This window comes from Priestia sp. D51 (assembly GCF_053345675.1).
Genome location: NZ_JBLTIR010000002.1, coordinates 609,126 through 626,237, shown reverse-complemented (window position 1 = coordinate 626,237; position 17,112 = coordinate 609,126). Strand labels below are relative to the sequence as shown.

The 17,112-nt window shown below is 38.4% G+C and carries 20 protein-coding genes; 11 read left to right on the top strand and 9 right to left on the bottom strand.

All coding sequences use genetic code 11. From position 1 onward, the window contains the following. Positions 1 to 16 precede the first annotated feature (16 nt). Complete coding sequence (locus ACNHOZ_RS09850) at positions 17 to 547, bottom strand: GNAT family N-acetyltransferase (RefSeq protein ID WP_048018963.1); 531 nt, start codon at positions 545 to 547, stop codon at positions 17 to 19. A gap of 236 nt (positions 548 to 783) precedes the next feature. Then, positions 784 to 1,788 carry a DUF3231 family protein gene (locus ACNHOZ_RS09845; RefSeq protein ID WP_045293334.1) on the bottom strand — a complete coding sequence of 335 codons (1,005 nt, stop codon included), beginning with the start codon at positions 1,786 to 1,788 and terminating at the stop codon, positions 784 to 786. 317 nt (positions 1,789 to 2,105) lie between these two features. On the opposite strand from ACNHOZ_RS09845, the gene ACNHOZ_RS09840 reads away from it, so the two are divergent. From ACNHOZ_RS09840 to ACNHOZ_RS09815, 6 genes are all read left to right on the top strand, one after another. After that, entirely contained in the window at positions 2,106 to 2,900 is a 795-nt protein-coding gene (locus ACNHOZ_RS09840; protein ID WP_048018965.1) for an aminoglycoside N(3)-acetyltransferase, read from the top strand. A 270-nt stretch (positions 2,901 to 3,170) separates the two neighbouring features. Further along, a complete protein-coding gene (locus ACNHOZ_RS09835; protein WP_447697110.1) occupies positions 3,171 to 4,403 on the top strand; it encodes an NAD(P)-dependent malic enzyme in 1,233 nt (410 codons plus the stop codon). A gap of 163 nt (positions 4,404 to 4,566) precedes the next feature. Beyond that, positions 4,567 to 4,872, top strand: a complete 306-nt coding sequence (locus tag ACNHOZ_RS09830) for an antibiotic biosynthesis monooxygenase family protein (protein WP_013057785.1) — start codon at positions 4,567 to 4,569, stop codon at positions 4,870 to 4,872. Further along, positions 4,869 to 5,234 (top strand): hypothetical protein, encoded by a 366-nt coding sequence (locus ACNHOZ_RS09825; protein ID WP_255901498.1) that lies wholly within the window; start codon positions 4,869 to 4,871, stop codon positions 5,232 to 5,234. The genes ACNHOZ_RS09830 and ACNHOZ_RS09825 overlap by 4 nt, the downstream gene beginning before the upstream one ends. Positions 5,235 to 5,455: 221 nt before the next feature. Beyond that, positions 5,456 to 6,100 carry a hypothetical protein gene (locus ACNHOZ_RS09820; protein ID WP_168760992.1) on the top strand — a complete coding sequence of 215 codons (645 nt, stop codon included), beginning with the start codon at positions 5,456 to 5,458 and terminating at the stop codon, positions 6,098 to 6,100. A 99-nt stretch (positions 6,101 to 6,199) separates the two neighbouring features. Further along, complete coding sequence (locus tag ACNHOZ_RS09815) at positions 6,200 to 6,619, top strand: Rrf2 family transcriptional regulator (RefSeq protein WP_028414393.1); 420 nt, start codon at positions 6,200 to 6,202, stop codon at positions 6,617 to 6,619. Positions 6,620 to 6,649: 30 nt separating this feature from the next. On the opposite strand, the gene ACNHOZ_RS09810 is transcribed toward ACNHOZ_RS09815, so the two are convergent. The 5 genes from ACNHOZ_RS09810 to ACNHOZ_RS09790 all read right to left on the bottom strand — a co-directional run bounded on the left by ACNHOZ_RS09810 (position 6,650) and on the right by ACNHOZ_RS09790 (position 10,646). Continuing rightward, positions 6,650 to 8,272: an APC family permease gene (locus tag ACNHOZ_RS09810; protein ID WP_028414392.1), complete on the bottom strand. Its 1,623-nt coding sequence runs from the start codon at positions 8,270 to 8,272 to the stop codon at positions 6,650 to 6,652. Between the two features lie 401 nt (positions 8,273 to 8,673). Next, entirely contained in the window at positions 8,674 to 9,129 is a 456-nt protein-coding gene (locus tag ACNHOZ_RS09805; RefSeq protein ID WP_028414391.1) for a hypothetical protein, read from the bottom strand. Positions 9,130 to 9,367: 238 nt separating this feature from the next. Continuing rightward, positions 9,368 to 9,820, bottom strand: coding sequence for a DMT family transporter (locus ACNHOZ_RS09800; protein WP_013057779.1), 453 nt, complete (start codon positions 9,818 to 9,820; stop codon positions 9,368 to 9,370). A gap of 12 nt (positions 9,821 to 9,832) precedes the next feature. Beyond that, complete coding sequence (locus ACNHOZ_RS09795; protein ID WP_028409192.1) at positions 9,833 to 10,261, bottom strand: DMT family transporter; 429 nt, start codon at positions 10,259 to 10,261, stop codon at positions 9,833 to 9,835. 70 nt (positions 10,262 to 10,331) lie between these two features. Next, positions 10,332 to 10,646 carry an ArsR/SmtB family transcription factor gene (locus ACNHOZ_RS09790; protein ID WP_013083854.1) on the bottom strand — a complete coding sequence of 105 codons (315 nt, stop codon included), beginning with the start codon at positions 10,644 to 10,646 and terminating at the stop codon, positions 10,332 to 10,334. A gap of 295 nt (positions 10,647 to 10,941) precedes the next feature. Here ACNHOZ_RS09790 and ACNHOZ_RS09785 point away from each other — a divergent pair, with 295 nt between their 5' ends. From ACNHOZ_RS09785 to ACNHOZ_RS09775, 3 genes are all read left to right on the top strand, one after another. Further along, positions 10,942 to 12,432, top strand: a complete 1,491-nt coding sequence (locus ACNHOZ_RS09785) for an MFS transporter (RefSeq protein ID WP_255901494.1) — start codon at positions 10,942 to 10,944, stop codon at positions 12,430 to 12,432. Positions 12,433 to 12,718: 286 nt separating this feature from the next. Further along, positions 12,719 to 12,889, top strand: a complete 171-nt coding sequence (locus ACNHOZ_RS09780; RefSeq protein WP_013083852.1) for a hypothetical protein — start codon at positions 12,719 to 12,721, stop codon at positions 12,887 to 12,889. 146 nt (positions 12,890 to 13,035) lie between these two features. Next, positions 13,036 to 13,428: a hypothetical protein gene (locus ACNHOZ_RS09775; RefSeq protein ID WP_028414388.1), complete on the top strand. Its 393-nt coding sequence runs from the start codon at positions 13,036 to 13,038 to the stop codon at positions 13,426 to 13,428. Between the two features lie 23 nt (positions 13,429 to 13,451). On the opposite strand, the gene ACNHOZ_RS09770 is transcribed toward ACNHOZ_RS09775, so the two are convergent. Continuing rightward, positions 13,452 to 13,808, bottom strand: a complete 357-nt coding sequence (locus ACNHOZ_RS09770; protein WP_028414387.1) for a helix-turn-helix domain-containing protein — start codon at positions 13,806 to 13,808, stop codon at positions 13,452 to 13,454. Positions 13,809 to 14,075: 267 nt separating this feature from the next. Between ACNHOZ_RS09770 and ACNHOZ_RS09765 the strand changes: the two genes are divergently transcribed. Together ACNHOZ_RS09765 and aspA are read left to right on the top strand one after the other, a co-directional pair. Beyond that, a complete protein-coding gene (locus ACNHOZ_RS09765; RefSeq protein ID WP_048018970.1) occupies positions 14,076 to 15,059 on the top strand; it encodes an asparaginase in 984 nt (327 codons plus the stop codon). A gap of 20 nt (positions 15,060 to 15,079) precedes the next feature. Then, positions 15,080 to 16,510, top strand: a complete 1,431-nt coding sequence (aspA, locus tag ACNHOZ_RS09760) for an aspartate ammonia-lyase (RefSeq protein WP_048018971.1) — start codon at positions 15,080 to 15,082, stop codon at positions 16,508 to 16,510. Positions 16,511 to 16,544: 34 nt separating this feature from the next. On the opposite strand, the gene ACNHOZ_RS09755 is transcribed toward aspA, so the two are convergent. Continuing rightward, positions 16,545 to 16,988: an HIT family protein gene (locus ACNHOZ_RS09755; RefSeq protein ID WP_080968590.1), complete on the bottom strand. Its 444-nt coding sequence runs from the start codon at positions 16,986 to 16,988 to the stop codon at positions 16,545 to 16,547. Positions 16,989 to 17,112: the final 124 nt, after the last annotated feature.

Here is a 17,112-nt window from a genome sequence, read left to right as displayed (position 1 = left end):
AAGAATCCTTTTTTTATTATGTAGGAGGCAGGGAGCTATAAACAAACGTATCGTGAGCTTTTCCGTTTTGATACATATAGTTTTTTAACACTCCTTCTTGTTGAAACCCGAGCTTTTCAAGCACGTGCTGTGATGCTTTGTTTTCAAGAAACACAACAGCTCCAATCCGCACTAGCTGAAGGGTAGCAAATCCATAAGCCATAACAGCCGAAGCAGCTTCCGAAGCATAGCCGTGACTCCAGTGCTGAGGGTGTAGCTCATAGCCAATTTCCGCGCGCTTATGCTTTTGGTTCCACTGATTCAATCCAACTGTCCCGATTAGTTCCCCCGTATCGAGCCGTTCGATTCCCCAACGCAAACCTTTTTGATTTCTGTAGTTTTCAGCAAAAATATCAATCAGCACCAAAGCTTCTTGGAAAGTTGTGAATTTTTCTTGCCCGTAATATTTGATAACTTCTTCCTGAGAAAAGCAGTCAAAGATAGTATCTGCATCCGCTTCTGTTATTTCACGCAGTTTAGTGCGAGGTGTAGAAAGAATAGGAAACATATTTTTCTCCTTTCTATTTTATATAGAAAGATTTCGGCAGCTTGGAAAAAATCCCTTTTATTTTATTTTTCTGTTATAAATTAAGTAGAGATATGAGCTAAATGACTAGGAAAAAGATAGGAACAGCTTCTAAATAACGCAAACAATTTTTATGTAAGGGTAGCAAAAACAGTATACTAAAAAAACAAATAGGACTAGCTGCACGTTTAGCAGCTAGCTTTCCTGTAGCAAAGAACCTATTTTTTGGTTAACTGATTGCGATCTTCAATTTGAGGAGGCTCTTCAAGCCATCCGTTTTGAATCATAATTTTTCCGCCTTCTTTTGCCAAACTGTAAATGTCTTTTGCAAGCTGTAGCATCTTTAATGGCAAATCACTTCTTAAACTAAAGGCTCCTCCTAAGGCGTTACTCCCCAGACCGAACGTACTCAAAAGACTCGTATTGTACATCATCAGCTTATCTGAAAAAGGAGGAACGGTTGAATTCGTCGCTTTTCCAGCATGAGTAGCCGGAGGTTCTATGTAGCTATGGCGTAAAATATCACCTAATTCTGTTTCAATTTTCTTCGAAAGCTTCATACCCCTGACAAAATGCTGCTGTGCCTCTTTGTTGTTGGCCACTTGAGCAAAACCAATCATCAGCTGCATTCCTACAAGATTTGTATCAACAGCATGTTGAATAAGTGACACTTCAATGGTATTCAACGATCTTTTTTCGCTAAACCAGCTCAATCCGCCTATATAATTTTGCGCATGGACAAAATGAACTTCCTTCGGCATAGAAACGTATGGGGGTTTTGCGATGACACCCGTTTCTAACAATACTTGTGTGGATTGATTGTATATGTCCTGTGCTTCTGCTGTTGCATCTACAAAGAAATTCCGTATATCTTCTCGGTAAGACATGGTCGAATGCAAAGCAAACAGTCCTGTTTCAATTTGAGACATTAAGCGTATATACATAACTTCAAACATATGGTCGTATAGCTTAGGAACTCCTACATTCACGTCATCTTTCGTAAAACCAATTGGGATAACAGCGCCTTCGTTCTCAAATATTTCTTTTATTTGCGCTACACTTTTTAAAGATCGGCTGTAATATAGCTCAAAAAGTTCTTTGTAATCCTGTTTATCTTCCAGAAAATATTCTAAGAACCTCAAAATCATCGTTTTTTCCTGATAAGTCATCCATAAGTTAGCAAGCTCTGAGGACGTGAGCGGCGGAAGTTTTGATGTGCTCATTGTACACATTCCTCCTGAAAATAGTGATAGGTAAATATGTATAGCTTCCTTAGTATTGCTTTTATTTATAGGAATATTCTTCTTTTTAATTTATTGAAAGACCTCAGTAGCGGTTATTATAGTAGGATAATTGAAGGGAATAAACCTTACCAATAAGTCAGTTGTATGATAACTGATATGAATAAAACTAAGTTTTTCTATTACTTTAAATAATTTGACAATTGTTGTTATTCTTACTATTATGGAAACATAAGTTTTACATATATTGCTAGAGTTCAGCAACACATTCTAGTAGCACTATAAGTAAGGAGCTTACGATGAAGCACATTGTCCAAGCAACAGATCATCCTAGAACGAAAGACACGTTAAAAGAAGATTTACGCAGGTTAGGCATCACACAAGGGATGACTATCATGGTTCATTCTTCACTATCTTCATTAGGGTGGGTAAACGGAGGTTCAGTAGCCGTTGTTCAAGCTTTAATGGAGACTGTGACAGAGGAAGGAACGATCGTGATGCCGTCACAGTCGGTCGATCTTTCGGATCCATCGGAATGGGGCAATCCGGCTGTGCCAAAAGAGTGGTGGGAAACTATTCGGGAAACGATGCCCCCGTATGATCCAGTGTACACACCAACAAGCGGGATGGGACAAATTGTGGAAACTTTTCGAACATATCCTGACGTAAGAAGAAGCAGCCATCCAATGTATTCATTCGCCGCTTGGGGAAAGGACAGCGAAGACATCTTAAGAGATCATCCCCTTGAATTTAGTTTAGGCGAAAATTCTCCTCTTGAAAGGCTTTACAAAAAACATGCCTTTGTTTTATTATTAGGTGTCGGGTTTGGGAATAATACTTCTTTTCATCTAGCAGAATATCGAATTCCATATCGAAACGTGATTCAAAAAGGATCTCCAGTTATGGATTCAGGAAAGCGAGTATGGAGGACGTATAAAGAATTAGAGTTTCGAGAAGGACTGTTTGAAGAGATAGGTGAAGCGTTTATTGAAGCAAAAGGAATAAAAGTTGAAAAAATTGGTTCAGCACGTGCATACTTCTTTTCAATGCCTAAAGCCGTCGATTTTGCTGAAACGTATTTGAAAGCGCTATAGTGAGCAGTTGTATGTTTTCTAAGTTGTCTGTATATCAGACAACTTGAAGTGAGACAAACAAGAGTTTCCGACACGTCTATACTTTATATTAACAAAGCGCAGCAGTCGTTTAAGCAAGATAGTTTACTTTTTATGTTTCTTGTTTCATAATGGCACTTGTCTGTGAATTTATTCAGTCAGGTTGTCTTACAATTATGGAGATAAAAAGCAAGTGTTAAATAAATTCATTAAAAAATTTAAATGTATAGAAAAAAAGGAGAGAATACAATTATGTCACTACGTGATCAAGCACTACATATGCATCAAGAAAAACAAGGTAAGTTAGAAGTTAAATCAAAAGTTGAAGTTCAAAACGCTCAAGATTTAAGCTTAGCTTACTCTCCGGGAGTAGCAGAACCTTGTAAAGAAATTCATGAACATCCAGAAACGGTGTATGATTACACAATGAAAGGAAACATGGTCGGCGTTGTGACAAATGGTACTGCTGTTCTTGGTCTTGGAAACATCGGACCTGCGGCTTCACTTCCCGTTATGGAAGGAAAAGCAATTTTATTTAAAAGCTTTGCAGGCGTAGATGCATTCCCAATTACACTTGATACAACAGATACAGATAAAATTGTTGAAACTGTGAAATTAATGGCTCATACATTCGGAGGCATTAACTTAGAAGATATCGCAGCTCCACAGTGCTTTGAAATTGAAGAGCGCCTGAAAAAAGAAGTAGATATTCCTGTGTTCCATGATGATCAGCACGGTACAGCGATCGTAACAGTAGCAGGACTTGTAAATGCATTAAAAATTGTAAACAAATCAATGGAAGACTTAAAAATTGTCTTAAACGGAGCAGGAGCTGCCGGCATTGCTATTACAAAACTTCTTTATTCTTACGGCGTACGTGACATGATTATGTGTGATACAAGAGGTGCTATTTATGAAGGACGCCCTCAAGGTATGAACAAAGTAAAAGCGGAAGTGGCTTCTTATACAAACGTAAACAAAGAAAGCGGTACGCTAAGCGATGTAATTAAAGGAGCGGATGTATTTATCGGCGTATCTGCAGCAGATGCATTATCTCAAGAGATGGTTAAATTAATGAATGAAGATGCAATTATCTTTGCGATGGCAAATCCTAATCCCGAAATCAAGCCAGACGCTGCAAAAGAAGCAGGAGCGGCTGTTATTGGAACAGGTCGTTCAGACTTCCCTAACCAAGTAAATAACGTTCTTGCATTCCCTGGAATTTTCCGCGGTGCGTTAGACGTTCGCGCTACTCATATTAACGAAGAAATGAAAAAAGCTGCTGTTGAAGCAATTGCAGCCCTTATTACGGAAGAAGAGCTAAACGCAGATTACGTGATCCCTGGACCATTTGATCCTCGCGTAGCGCCAGCTGTAGCAGAGTCTGTAGCAAAAGCAGCAATGGATTCAGGCGTTGCCCGTATTACAATTGATCCAGCACGTGTAAAAACACATACAGAACAATTAACAAAAATCGAAAACTAATAACGGATAAAAAAGCCCTTTGAAACGCTGTTTCAAAGGGCTTTTAAGTTAAAGACCTGCTGTAACCCCAGTGAAATCTAAACGTAACACCATTTCATCTCCTATATGATGTACAATAAAGAGAAAAGAACCCAGGTTTTGTATCATAAAGGGAGGAACAAAGATGTACACCGTATTTTCAACATTTAATGTACCGGATGAAAAAGCTGAAGAAGTGATTGGAATTTATAAAAATCGTTCAAAATCAGTCGACGAGGCTCCAGGATTTGTAGACTTTCTACTTCTTCAAAACGATAAGCGAGCAGGGGAGCTCACCGTTCAGCTTACATTTGATACGAAAGAGAATTATTTAAGCTGGGTACGAAGCGAAGATTTCAAGCGTATTCATGATTTAGAGAAAAAGTACCCTGATCAAGAACTGGCAGCCGTCATCCCAAAAGTTTCTCAGTACAAAGTGGTGGCACGATGAGTTCACTTCCCGTTAATAAGATCGTCGAAAGAGTAACGGAGAAAATCTACGAGTTAGAACCTTCTTTGCTCGAAAAATTCGGAGAGCGCGGCAAAGAAAGATGCCATGAAGATAATCATTATCATATGAAGTATTTAGAGACAACATATAAGTTAGACAATCTGCAAATTTTTACGGACTATGCCTTATGGTTAAACAATTTACTCACAAGCCGAGGCATGAAAACACAGCATATTATTGATAATTTTAATTTTATACAAGAAGCGCTGTTTGAATTAGATAATTACGGTGATAAACAAGTACAGGCGTATGTGAGTTACTTAGAAGAAGCGAATCATATATTGAAGCAACAGCAGCTTTAAAAAGAAGATAGGACAAAAGTGTTTTAGTTGAAAGAAAATCCGAACGGGTTTGATTCTTGATAGAGAATTCAATCCGTTCGGATTTTTTCATTGGTAGGGTGAGCGTAGGTTTCCTGTGTGTAGATGCTTCTAGCTGTTGATTGGCGTGATGCAGTTATATTTCACTTTTTTGTTTTACATATGTATAAAGGTGGAAATAAAAAAGAAAAAGGAGAATACATATGCAAAAACAGCTAACAAAAGGAATCCTGTCCTTAGTCACTCTATGTATGATTGGAAGTGCGGCAGCTTGTTCAGGTGAACCAGCTAACAAGACAAAATCCGACAATCATAAAGCAGAGGAAAAACCAATTGAAGACCGTCAAGAATTGACAAAGCTACAGCAGTATTCCAATGACCCAGACATTAAAAAGGGGAAAGAAGAAGATTTTGACTTGATCGGTACGTTAAAAAAAGACGCTGAAAAAGAAATGACGCTGAATATTGATGATCAACTTGTTAAAGTACCAAAGAGCTCTGGGATGGAAGTGGAAGGCTCACAGCTAAAAGATATGCTTAATAAAGAAGTAGAAGCTGAGATTGACGCAGCTACACAAGAAGCAATTAGTATTGAATTAACTCCAAAAGCAAAAGCAGATAAAGATGGCGTGTACGAACAAGATGGAAACGAACGTAAAGTTGTGGGTATTTTTATAGAAGAAAGTAACAAACATATAACGGTAAAAGTTCCAAACGGCAAAAAAACGTATCAAAAAAGCACAGATTTTGAAAAAGAAGAAAAAGGCAGTTTAAAAGAAAAGACGGTATACCTTGAAATCAACTCAGCTAACGAAGTAGAAAGTATAGAAAAAGAAGACCGTGAATAAATAAAGCTACAGTTCTTCTTTCCCTCCTTGCTCTCTTGACTTTTCGAACTGTCTCACTTAACGTTACAGTAGAGAAAGAAAAAAGGTGGTTTATGGAAGATGAACAGTGAATTTACCATTGCCGTGCACAGCTTAGTGTTCCTAGCAAATTTACCAGATCACCGAGCAAGCAGTGAATCGATTGCTTATAATATCTGTACCAATCCTGCACGGGTTCGCAAAACAATGAGTACACTCAGAAAAAACAACTTGGTTCGGACAAAAGAAGGGCTAGGTGGCGGTTATACTTTAGGCTGCAGCCCTGCTGAAATAAGTCTTGGGCTGATTTACCGAGTTATATCGACAGGAACGTTGAAGCCTCACTGGTGCAGCGGCGACCCTGACGCTGACTGTATTGTGAAATCAAACATTCAAACAGTGATGGACGACATTTTTACAGAGAGTGAGCAAAGCGTAATCAGGCATCTAGATCAAATTACGATCGAAGACGTGCTGAAAAAAGTTAGAACTGCTCACTAAGAAGCACCTTGCATAAGCAAGGTGCTTTTGTTATGACTCTTTAGAAGCGGCTGTTTCATTCACTGCTGCTTTTAAGTCGTCATTTACTTTTCTTCCATTCTCTAAATACTCAGTTTTGAAGCCGCTTTTTAAAGCCCATGTGTAGAAGAGAAGAGAAACAACAACAATAATTCCCATATCCCATCCGTATTTAATAACATTAAGGCCGCCAAACTTTTCGCTTCCAAGCCAGGAAATAGTCATCATACAAAGTAAGTATACAACCATCCATACGCCGCCTTTGAAGTTCTGTCGAAAACCTTTCCATTTAGCCTTTGCTTGATAATAAAAATAAATAGGAAGGCCGATTAAAATAATAAACAAAACTTGTCCAGTTAGCGGCCAGCGCGCCCAATATAAGGTTAAAGAGGCAAAAATAAAACCAAGCGGCGCAATGATGCTTAATCCCTTTAAACGAAGGGGACGATATAAATCGCTGCCAGTTCGTCTTAGTGTCATAACCGTAACAGGACCTGTAATGTAAGAGATAAGCGTAGCGACTGAAATAATTTCAGCAAGCACGCCCCAGCCCCGAAATAAAAACAAAAAGACAAGAGCAACAGCTAAGTTAAAAAACATGGCTTGACGCGGAACACCATAAATCGGATGAAGGCGTCCTAGGACACTTGGCAAATATTTATTTTGTTCCATACCATAAATCATTCGAGCAGTAGTAGCTGTATACGTAATACCTGTTCCAGATGGTGAAACAAACGCATCTGCATACAGGACAATGACAAGCCAGTTAATGTTAAGGGCAATGGCTAAATCTGCAAACGGAGAGTTAAAGTTTAAATGACTCCATCCCTTCGCAATATCAGAAGGATTTACTGCCCCGATAAATGCAATTTGTAGAAGCAAATAAATGACTGTAGCAACTAAAATTGAGCCTACTACCGCAATCGGAATAGAGCGGCCCGGATTTTTCGCTTCTCCCGCCATATTAATAGGGCTTTGAAAACCGTTAAAAGCAAACACAATCCCAGACGTAGCAACTGCTGTAAGCACGCTAGCCCAGCCGTTTGGTGCGATGCTGCTTCCAGAAGTGAAGTTCTCGCCGTGAAAGCCTACAAATAAAAGTGCTCCGATTGTAAGTCCTGGTATAACAATTTTAAAAATAGTAATTAACGAGTTGGCTTTGGAAAATAGTCCAACTGTCCAATAATTCAGTAAAAAGTAAATAATCAATAGCACAGTAGCGATAGCTAATCCTTCGCCAGTTAACGTTCCTTTTTCTACGAGGTGGCTTGTCCACTGTGCCCACTTCCAAGGCCACGAACTCATATACTGTACAGAAGCTACTGCTTCGACTGGAATAACGGATACAATCGCAATCCAGTTTGCCCAAGCAGCAATAAAACCAATAAACGAACCGTGTGAGTACTGCGTATACTTGACCATCCCGCCGGCTTCGGGAAACATGGATCCTAATTCACTGTAAGAAAGTGCAATAAATAAAATAACGACCATTCCAATGACCCATGATAAAATAGCTGCCGGCCCTGCAATTTGAGCTGCTCGCCACGCTCCAAATAACCAGCCGGAACCAATAATTGATCCAAGTCCCGTCATGGTTAACGCGAATGTTCCCATTCTTCGATGTAAATTGTTCATCTGACTAACACCTTTCATGTAAAATAAGTCTTTCGTTTAAACGTTGTTGCTTTATTATTATTATTCTGAAATCTTTCGCTGTCAACTTTTGTCGTTACATGCAGTTCTTACTACCTATTAATTTTCAGTTATGCAGGACAGCTATCCTCAACCTTTCTGTCATAGCAATTAAAGCGCTTTACTTTCTTTTTCATCCTACAGGAAACCCTACAGAAATAGATAAAAACCGACAAAAAGTTATCAAGTTCGTATCTTATGCACTAGCAATATGAAAAAATTAGGGGATAAGTGGTAGTTATATTCCCTAAAATTGTGAAGAGAAAACACACTTCATAATAAAGCCCCTTTTGAATAGCGGAATAAATACCTTCAAAAGGGGTAAGAATTGGCTTTTTGAGCCTTTATCTTTCTTGATGTTTATACTCGAGTAATTTTACGACGTTTTCTACATCATTTTCAGCAGAAAGGTCGTTGATATTCACTTTGTAAATAAGCGTATCCGTTGCAAAGAATTCATCTTCTCCCTCAGGTTTTACTTTCAAGTTTAAGATTTTTACCCGCACAATATGAGTGAACTTACCGCCTTTACCTGGCTGTATTTCACCCATTTGTATTCCGATATCATCTTTTTTAATCGGGCGAACTTTTACTTTTTTATGCTGTTTACCGTACACCTTCTCATAATGAGAAGTAATATCTTGATGTACCCAAGGTTCAAGAGATTGATAAATAAAATCTTTTACAACAGGCTGACTTACGTGTGATTCTATATTTTCTTCTGGTATATTTTCTTCTGCGGAAATGGAAAGCGTAAAACAAAAAAAGACAAAGGCTGCTAAAAACAAAAATTTTCCCACGAAAAAACCCACCTTACCTGTTCGTTTATGTAGCTGATTTTCTAGATCTGCATCTTTATCTTTTGAACAAAGGCATGAAGGTATGCACAGTTTTTTGTGAAATTCACCTGATTAAAAACCAATTTCGTTTAAATAAAATATGTTCTAAATAATTGATTGAAAATTCAAACGCGGTTTACGTACAAAAATAGCCAAGTGCGCCTTTACATAGGGACACTTGGCTATTTTCCTGAATATTTTATGCTGCTGTTTTCTTATTGCCCTTGAAAATAAAATAAAGAGCTAATAACATAAATGCTACACCAATCCAGCGGGATAGATCAAAGGGTACTTCTTTGCTTCCAAACCAGCCAAAATGGTCGATAATCATACTTGCAAATAACTGACCGATAACAGTTGAAATATTAGCTGCTGTTACGCCAATTTTAGGAACGGCTAAAACGGTTAGAAACAAATAAGATGCTCCGAATAAAGCGCAAGTAAGCTGCCATTTAGGGACATCAAAAACAGAGAGAATGTTTCCTTGTCCAAAGAAGACCACGACAATCGTTAAAATCATGGCACCTGTTGCAAAGGTTAAAAAAGCTGTTTCAAACGTACCTGTTTTTTTACTTAAAGTACCGTTAATAGAAGATTGAGCGCTTAGCGTTAATCCTCCTATTAAGGTAAGTATTACCATTAATAAACTCATCTTAAAACCCTCCTAGAAAATAAGTACAAGCGCAATTCCCATACATACAATAGCCATTACGCGTTCTTTGTTAATTTTAATTTTGCTGCTGCCAAGCCAACCAAAATGCTCAATGATCATGCTTGTAATCATTTGGCCCACAATAACCGCAACCATTGAAACACCAATTCCGATAAAGGGGATACTAATCACTAGAATCGTTAAATAAACCGTACCTAATAATCCACCGGTTAAATTCCACTTAGGCGCTTTTAAGACGTAAGGTAGATCTCCCTTTCCAGCAAATAAAGTGGTCAGACCTAAAATGAGCGTTCCCATGATAAAAATATAATAACTGCTTTCAAGTTTTCCAACTGTTTTTCCGAGTTCTCCGGCAATGGCGCCTTCCATACTTAAAGCAGCGCCGCCTAAAACCGCAACTAAATAAACCAACAACTTCACGTTTATCACTCCAATATTTCTTTATATTTGTATATCTAGAAAAATAGATATAATGAGTGAAAAAAACTCGTTAAAGTTTTTTTCGTAAGAATGAAGAAAGCTCTTGAAGCGTTTCTTCATTTCGGCGATAGTATGTCCATTGACCGTGCCGAATTGACTCTAACAAACCTGCTTTTTGCATCATGGAAAGATAGCTGGATACTGTTGACTGAGACAGCTGAGCTTTTTCCTGAATATCTCCCACGCAAACACCGCCTCTGCTGCTGACCTCCTTAGGCAAATGTGCTTGTTTGTCTTTAAAATGCTTTTCAGGTTCTTTTAACCACTCTAATATATTTAATCGAGTTTCATTAGATAATGCTTTAAAGATATCAATAGGTTTCATACTTATTATTTTATTCGTCACAGCTCAGATGTCAAATGTTCAAGTTTGCATTTTATAGTTAAATAACTAGCAATGGGTTGAATTATAACAGCTGTGAACAAAAAGTCAACTTATAATAGGGTATAAAGAAGAACGTTTTACCCAGCTATTTTTCTACTTATATAAGTAGAAAGCATCTTATTTTTTTGAGCAGAACAGATGACATATTCCTTATTTTTCAAGGAGTAGTTTAGTAAAATAGAAAAAAGTGAATAACAAAAGAAGCTAGTCTATTTACTCAGGGGGAGGGCTGCATATGCAAGGGAAAACAAAACAAGTGCGCTTTCGTAATATGGTAGCGTATGGATTTGGGGATTTGTTTGGCGGAGGATCCTTTTTTATTATCGGCACATTGTTTATGGTGTTTTTAACGGATGTAGTCGGGCTTTCTCCTGTAGAAGCAGGAACGATTGTAGCTCTTGGAAAAGTGTGGGATGCTTTGTTAGATCCAACCATTGGGTACATATCTGATCATCTTCAGACAAAAAAAGGACGAAGAAGAGTCTTTTTTCTTTTTGGAATCATTCCAGTTGCCATCACGTTCAGTATGCTGTGGATTCCTATTGAAGGCTCACATATGTTTAAATACACCTATTTTATTTTAGCTTATCTTTTATTTAATACCGCGTTTGGTATGGTCATGGTTCCTTACAATACGCTAGCAGCAGAAATGACGACAGATTATAGTATTCGTTCGAAAATGACGGGAATACGCATGGTCTTTTCACAAGGCGCTTCATTTTTAGGTGCTTTTTTCCCGAAACGAATCATTGATGCATTTCCAGGCGGACAAGGATATTTAATCATGGGCATTATCTTTGGACTTCTTTTTGCTCTTCCATGGGTTTTTGTTTACAAGGGAACATGGGATAGCGGAGAAGTAGTGGAACGAAAAAAGAAAAACGGATTTTGGTTAGAATTTAAGCAGCTGTTTATCAGTTTTGGAAGTACATTTAAAAATAAGTCGTTTAACGTGTACCTTGCCATGTATTTAGCATCTTACATTGCAATGGATGTATTTAATGCTCTTTTCTTTTATTTTATTGCCTATTACATGCTGCGCGAAGCGATTTATGCAGATACCCTGAGCTTTGTGCAAATTACACAAGTGATATTTATTCCTCTTGTTACGTACATAGCCATTAAGTTAGGAAATAAATTAACCTATAACTTCAGCATGGTCATTTGGGGAACGGGCATTATTTTATTCAGTTTCCTAACAACAGATAGCTCGTTAGTTCTTATTTACTTAGCGGCATTTTTTTTAGGAAGCGGTCATTCGGGAGCGATCATGATTCCATGGAATGTACTGCCGTTTGTATCAGATGTAGATGAGATGATTACGACAAAAAGACGAGAAGGCGTGTATGCAGGGCTGATGTCGTTTATTCGAAAATCGTCTCAGGCGCTTGCGATTTTTCTTGTTGGTATTGCCTTAAAGAATATTGGCTATGTACCAAATGCCGAGCAGTCAGCGTCTACACTAGCCGGCTTACAAAAGCTGTTCATGATTGTACCTGCTATTTTAATTCTCATGGGAATTATAGCAACCATATGGTTTAAAATAAGTCCGAAAAATCACAAAATTTTATTAGCTGAAATTGAAAGAAGAAAAAAGGGGGGCCCGGCGACCGCCGTTACTCCTGAAGCGAAAGCGGTTTGTGAAAGTTTAACGGGCTATAAATACGAACAGCTTTGGAAAGACGTAACCATTTCAAAAGAAATTCGAGATAAAACGGTTGTTTAGCCTTTAGATTCACGAAAAAAAGTAAAATTTTTAGCGCGGGGATTCGCTAATTATATCCAATAAGAAACTTCCTCTGACGTATTGCCTTTTAACAACAATAGAAATTCTCCTGCCTATCGACTCATTTTTTAGGTGAATTTTAGAAAGGAAGAATTTCTTGCCATTAAAGATGTGCAATTTGGCACGTCTTGATAGGGTGGATTGTACAATTTATAATGAAACTATAAACTAACCACAGGCGCTTTCAAGGCGCAGGTATAAATTAGAAAAAAGGAAGGTACAGTTTATGCCAATTCGATATGTTTGTCCACAATGCCAAGGAGCCGGTAAGAAATTTGGATTGATAAAGTGCAAAGTGTGCAACGGCGAAGGAAACATCATCATGTCTTCTAATGAGCCAGATCCAACTAAAAATAAAAAATTAAAATCATCTTCTAAACAAGATAAAGCAATGTAGGCTATTGCTAATAAAGGTATGTATGAACCCCGCTTTTCTACAAAAAAGCGGGGTTTTCTGCTAGACAGACGAACGCTTTTCTTATGATACAATAAAATAAAAGTCGCTAAAATAATAGATAGGGAACCGAAAGAAGAGGGAAATAGATGGAATACACCGCAAAACAATTTACGCCGCAGTTAGAAAAGCATATACATAAGGTTGAAAGGTCTATGCAAGAACTTCTCAAATCCATATATGAACAATATAAAGAAGCTTTTGAAAAAAAGGGGATGGAGATCTCTGTAGATGTGATCCGTGAAGGGGAAAATCCTTTTCACCCTGGTTATCACGCCACTATTCAAGTGGGTATTTTAGAAAAAGATGAGTTTTTAGATGGTCTTTTTATTCCTATCTGGCACTGTGTACGCACATTTTTGGGCATTCGTTCTTCGAAGAAGCTCCCAGGCAGCAAGATAACCGGAGAGCTGATGGAAGAAACAGAAGAGGAAATAACAAAAGAAGTAGTAGCCTATTTAGATATGCAGCTAGAAGATTAGAAGCAACCTGCTTCTAATCTTCTTTAAATTGAAGAAGGTGCAGTTTCTTTTTCAATTTGTCTTTTAGCACGAATAAAGGCCGTCAGCTGCTGAATTTCTTCTTGAGATAGTTCCGCACCGTCGACCGTAATTCTATGAGTCTGAGGCGATGTTAATTCGATGGGTGCATCTGAAGGAGAATGAGGTTCCTTTTCCTTACCTAGCAAATAGTCTGTTGATGTATCAAATAGTTCTGCGATTGTAACGAGTGCTTCAAGAGAAGGACGACGATAGCCAGATTCGTATCCTGCGTAGGTGCTTTTAGCAATTTCAAGCTGGTCAGCTGTATATTGAAGAGACCATTTTTTTTCTTTCCTGAGTTGAGCTAATCTGCTTAACATTCATGACGCTCCTTTGTAGGTGTAGTATGTAAAAAACCGAGGCATTCAGCTCGCGCGCAGATCTTTGGAATCAAACCGTGAGCCAATTTACATTTTTATTCATTATATCATTGCCGTAGAGAAAAGTGTACGCGAAACGAATAATTTTTCTCTTGATTTATTGAATTTGGGTTACTATAATTACAGGTGAAGTACGCGAAATGAATATAATTTATTTGATAGATTGTCAGGTTTTTTTACAGAAATTAAGCAAAGGGGATGTCGGTTTTGAAAAAACTATTATTGTTATCAACTGGCGGAACGGTCGCTTCACTTGAAGGTGAAAATGGACTTGTTCCTGGAATGGAGCCAGATCAATTACTAAGCTACATACCTGATTTAAATGAACATTGTCAAATTGACAGCAAATCTCTTATGAATCTTGATAGTACAAATATGCAGCCTGAATGTTGGATAGAGATGGCAAAAGCGATTGAAGAGCATTATAATGAATACGATGGTTTTGTTATTACCCATGGAACAGATACAATGGCCTACACATCGGCAGCTCTTTCTTACATGCTTCAGCATTCTAAAAAACCAATTGCGATTACAGGATCTCAAATTCCTATTTCATTTAGTAAAACGGACGCGAAGCGCAATATTGCAGATGCGATTCGCTTTGCATGTGAGGAAACAGGCGGAGTCTATGTAATCTTTGACGGTCGTGTGATTCAAGGCACAAGAGCAATTAAGCTTCGTACAAAAAGTTATGATGCATTTGAAAGCATTAACTATCCATACGTGGCGTCTATCCATGATAATACGGTGGAATATACAAAATCGGTTAGCTCTAGTAAAGAAGAGTTGACGGTTAATACATCTCTTTGTACGGATGTGGCAGTTGTCAAACTGTTTCCCGGCATTAAGCCTGAATTTTTCGATGGATTAAAAGATGTATATCAAGGCGTTGTTGTTGAAAGCTATGGAAGTGGAGGAATTCCATTTCAAGTTCGCAATATTTTAGCCAAGCTTATTGAATTGACAAATCACGGTGTATCCGTTGTCATTACTACTCAGTGCCTTGAAGAAGGAGAAGACATGGGCATTTATGAAGTAGGCCGAATGATTAATCATGACAGCGTCGTTCGCTCAAAAAACATGAACACAGAAGCCATTGTTCCTAAATTAATGTGGGTGCTCGGACAAACCAAAGACCCTCACCAAGTGAAAAAGATGATGGAAACGTCGATTGCAGAAGATATTAATTAAAAAAGAAAGCAGGTACAGCTATGAAACAAGAAACAGCAGGATATCGTACAGAAGCTGATTTTCTAGGAGAAAAACAAATTCCAGCAGACGTATACTACGGTGTACAAACCGCACGTGCCGTAGAAAATTTCCCGATTACGGGTTATAAAGTACATGAAGAAATGATTAAAGCGCTTGCTATCGTAAAAAAAGCGGCAGCGCTTGCAAATATGGACACAAAGCGCTTGTATGAAGGTATTGGAAATGCGATTGTGCAAGCAGCTGATGAAATCTTAGCAGGTCAGTGGCATGAATACTTTATTGTGGATCCTATTCAAGGCGGAGCAGGAACGTCAATGAATATGAATGCTAATGAAGTGATTGCAAACCGTGCCCTTGAAATTATGGGAGACAATAAAGGCGAATACGGTAAATTAAGTCCTAACAGCCATGTGAATATGTCTCAGTCAACAAATGATGTATTTCCAACGGCTATCCATATTTCAACGCTGAACTTATTAAATAAACTTCTTGTTACAATGAATGATATGCATGATGTATTTAAACGAAAAGCGCAAGAATTTGATCATGTGATTAAAATGGGCCGTACGCATCTTCAAGATGCTGTACCCGTTCGTCTTGGTCAAGAGTTTGAAGCATACAGCCGCGTGTTAGCGCGCGACATTAAGCGTATTAGCGCGACGCGTGACCACTTGCATGAAGTAAATATGGGGGCGACAGCTGTTGGAACAGGTTTAAATGCAGATCCTCGCTATATTGAAAATGTAGTCAAACACTTAGCTGATATCAGCGGTCTGCCGCTTGTGCATGCAGAGCATTTAGTGGACGCTACTCAAAATACAGATGCTTATACAGAAGTATCTGCGGCGCTTAAAATCTGTATGACGAATATGTCTAAAGTTGCCAATGACCTGCGTTTAATGGCATCAGGTCCTCGTGCAGGTCTAGGAGAAATCAGCCTTCCTGCTCGTCAGCCTGGTTCTTCAATCATGCCAGGAAAAGTAAACCCGGTTATGGCTGAATTAATCAATCAAATTGCGTTTCAAGTAATGGGAAATGACCAAACGATCTCTCTTGCTTCAGAAGCAGGTCAGATGGAGCTTAACGTTATGGAACCTGTGCTTGTATTTAACTTGCTTCAATCAATCAGCATCATGAACAACGGTTTCAGAAGCTTTACAGATCACTGTCTAGTAGGAATTGAAGCAAACGAAACGCGGATGAAAGAATATGTAGAAAAAAGCGTAGGGATTATTACAGCTGTTAACCCTCACTTAGGCTATGAAGTCGTATCGCGTATTGCGCGTGAAGCGATTTTAACAGGAAAACCAATTCGTGAGCTTTGCCTTCAATACGATGTGTTAACAGAAGAGGAATTAGATCTCATTTTAAATCCATTTGAAATGACGAACCCTGGTATTGCAGGAAGTTCATTATTTGATCGTCAATAAAGAGAACGGCTTCCATAAGGAGGCCGTTTTTTTTTTATAAAGACATTTGCTGAATGACGCGGCGCATTTTCTGAGCTGTTGCAGCCAAGACGTCATCATTTTCAGCATATTCGGGAATTTGCGTATAAAAATCTCCGAAACACTCCTCTTTATATCTCGGAACGATGTGCATGTGAAAATGAGTTAACTCGTTAAACATACCCCCGTTTTGAGAGAGAGTAACTCCGTCTGGAATAAAAAGCGTCTTAACTGCTTTTGTCATTAGCTTCGCTGCATTCATCACGGCTAGTATGTGTTCAGTATCAAATTCGTCGATTTCCACTACATGTGCTTTAGGAAGAATTAAGAGGTGTCCTTCTTTAAACGGCTTGTGGTCTAGCAGGCATGTCACAAACGAATCTTCAAATATCATATGCGATTTTTCTTGGTTATTTGCTAATCGACACCCTAAGCAATCTATACTTGGATTCCCCATCATATGTTCTCTCCTTTTTTAAGATAACTAAAGTGTAGCACGAGAAGTGTCAGGAGGAATAGATTGAAATATACACAGTTGTTTTTTCGCTTAGTAAAGAGAGCCCGGGTATATGACCTGGGCTCTT

Coding starts and splice junctions, on each gene's coding strand:
- ACNHOZ_RS09820 (WP_168760992.1), top strand. CDS start 5,456: ATGCAAAAACAGCTAACAAAAGGAATCCTGTCCTTAGTCACTCTATGT.
- aspA (WP_048018971.1), top strand. CDS start 15,080: ATGAAACAAGAAACAGCAGGATATCGTACAGAAGCTGATTTTCTAGGA.
- ACNHOZ_RS09830 (WP_013057785.1), top strand. CDS start 4,567: ATGTACACCGTATTTTCAACATTTAATGTACCGGATGAAAAAGCTGAA.
- ACNHOZ_RS09785 (WP_255901494.1), top strand. CDS start 10,942: ATGCAAGGGAAAACAAAACAAGTGCGCTTTCGTAATATGGTAGCGTAT.
- ACNHOZ_RS09780 (WP_013083852.1), top strand. CDS start 12,719: ATGCCAATTCGATATGTTTGTCCACAATGCCAAGGAGCCGGTAAGAAA.
- ACNHOZ_RS09755 (WP_080968590.1), bottom strand. CDS start 16,988: ATGATGGGGAATCCAAGTATAGATTGCTTAGGGTGTCGATTAGCAAAT.
- ACNHOZ_RS09815 (WP_028414393.1), top strand. CDS start 6,200: ATGAACAGTGAATTTACCATTGCCGTGCACAGCTTAGTGTTCCTAGCA.
- ACNHOZ_RS09835 (WP_447697110.1), top strand. CDS start 3,171: ATGTCACTACGTGATCAAGCACTACATATGCATCAAGAAAAACAAGGT.
- ACNHOZ_RS09840 (WP_048018965.1), top strand. CDS start 2,106: ATGAAGCACATTGTCCAAGCAACAGATCATCCTAGAACGAAAGACACG.
- ACNHOZ_RS09845 (WP_045293334.1), bottom strand. CDS start 1,788: ATGAGCACATCAAAACTTCCGCCGCTCACGTCCTCAGAGCTTGCTAAC.
- ACNHOZ_RS09800 (WP_013057779.1), bottom strand. CDS start 9,820: ATGAGTTTATTAATGGTAATACTTACCTTAATAGGAGGATTAACGCTA.
- ACNHOZ_RS09810 (WP_028414392.1), bottom strand. CDS start 8,272: ATGAACAATTTACATCGAAGAATGGGAACATTCGCGTTAACCATGACG.
- ACNHOZ_RS09850 (WP_048018963.1), bottom strand. CDS start 547: ATGTTTCCTATTCTTTCTACACCTCGCACTAAACTGCGTGAAATAACA.
- ACNHOZ_RS09825 (WP_255901498.1), top strand. CDS start 4,869: ATGAGTTCACTTCCCGTTAATAAGATCGTCGAAAGAGTAACGGAGAAA.
- ACNHOZ_RS09770 (WP_028414387.1), bottom strand. CDS start 13,808: ATGTTAAGCAGATTAGCTCAACTCAGGAAAGAAAAAAAATGGTCTCTT.
- ACNHOZ_RS09790 (WP_013083854.1), bottom strand. CDS start 10,646: ATGAAACCTATTGATATCTTTAAAGCATTATCTAATGAAACTCGATTA.
- ACNHOZ_RS09775 (WP_028414388.1), top strand. CDS start 13,036: ATGGAATACACCGCAAAACAATTTACGCCGCAGTTAGAAAAGCATATA.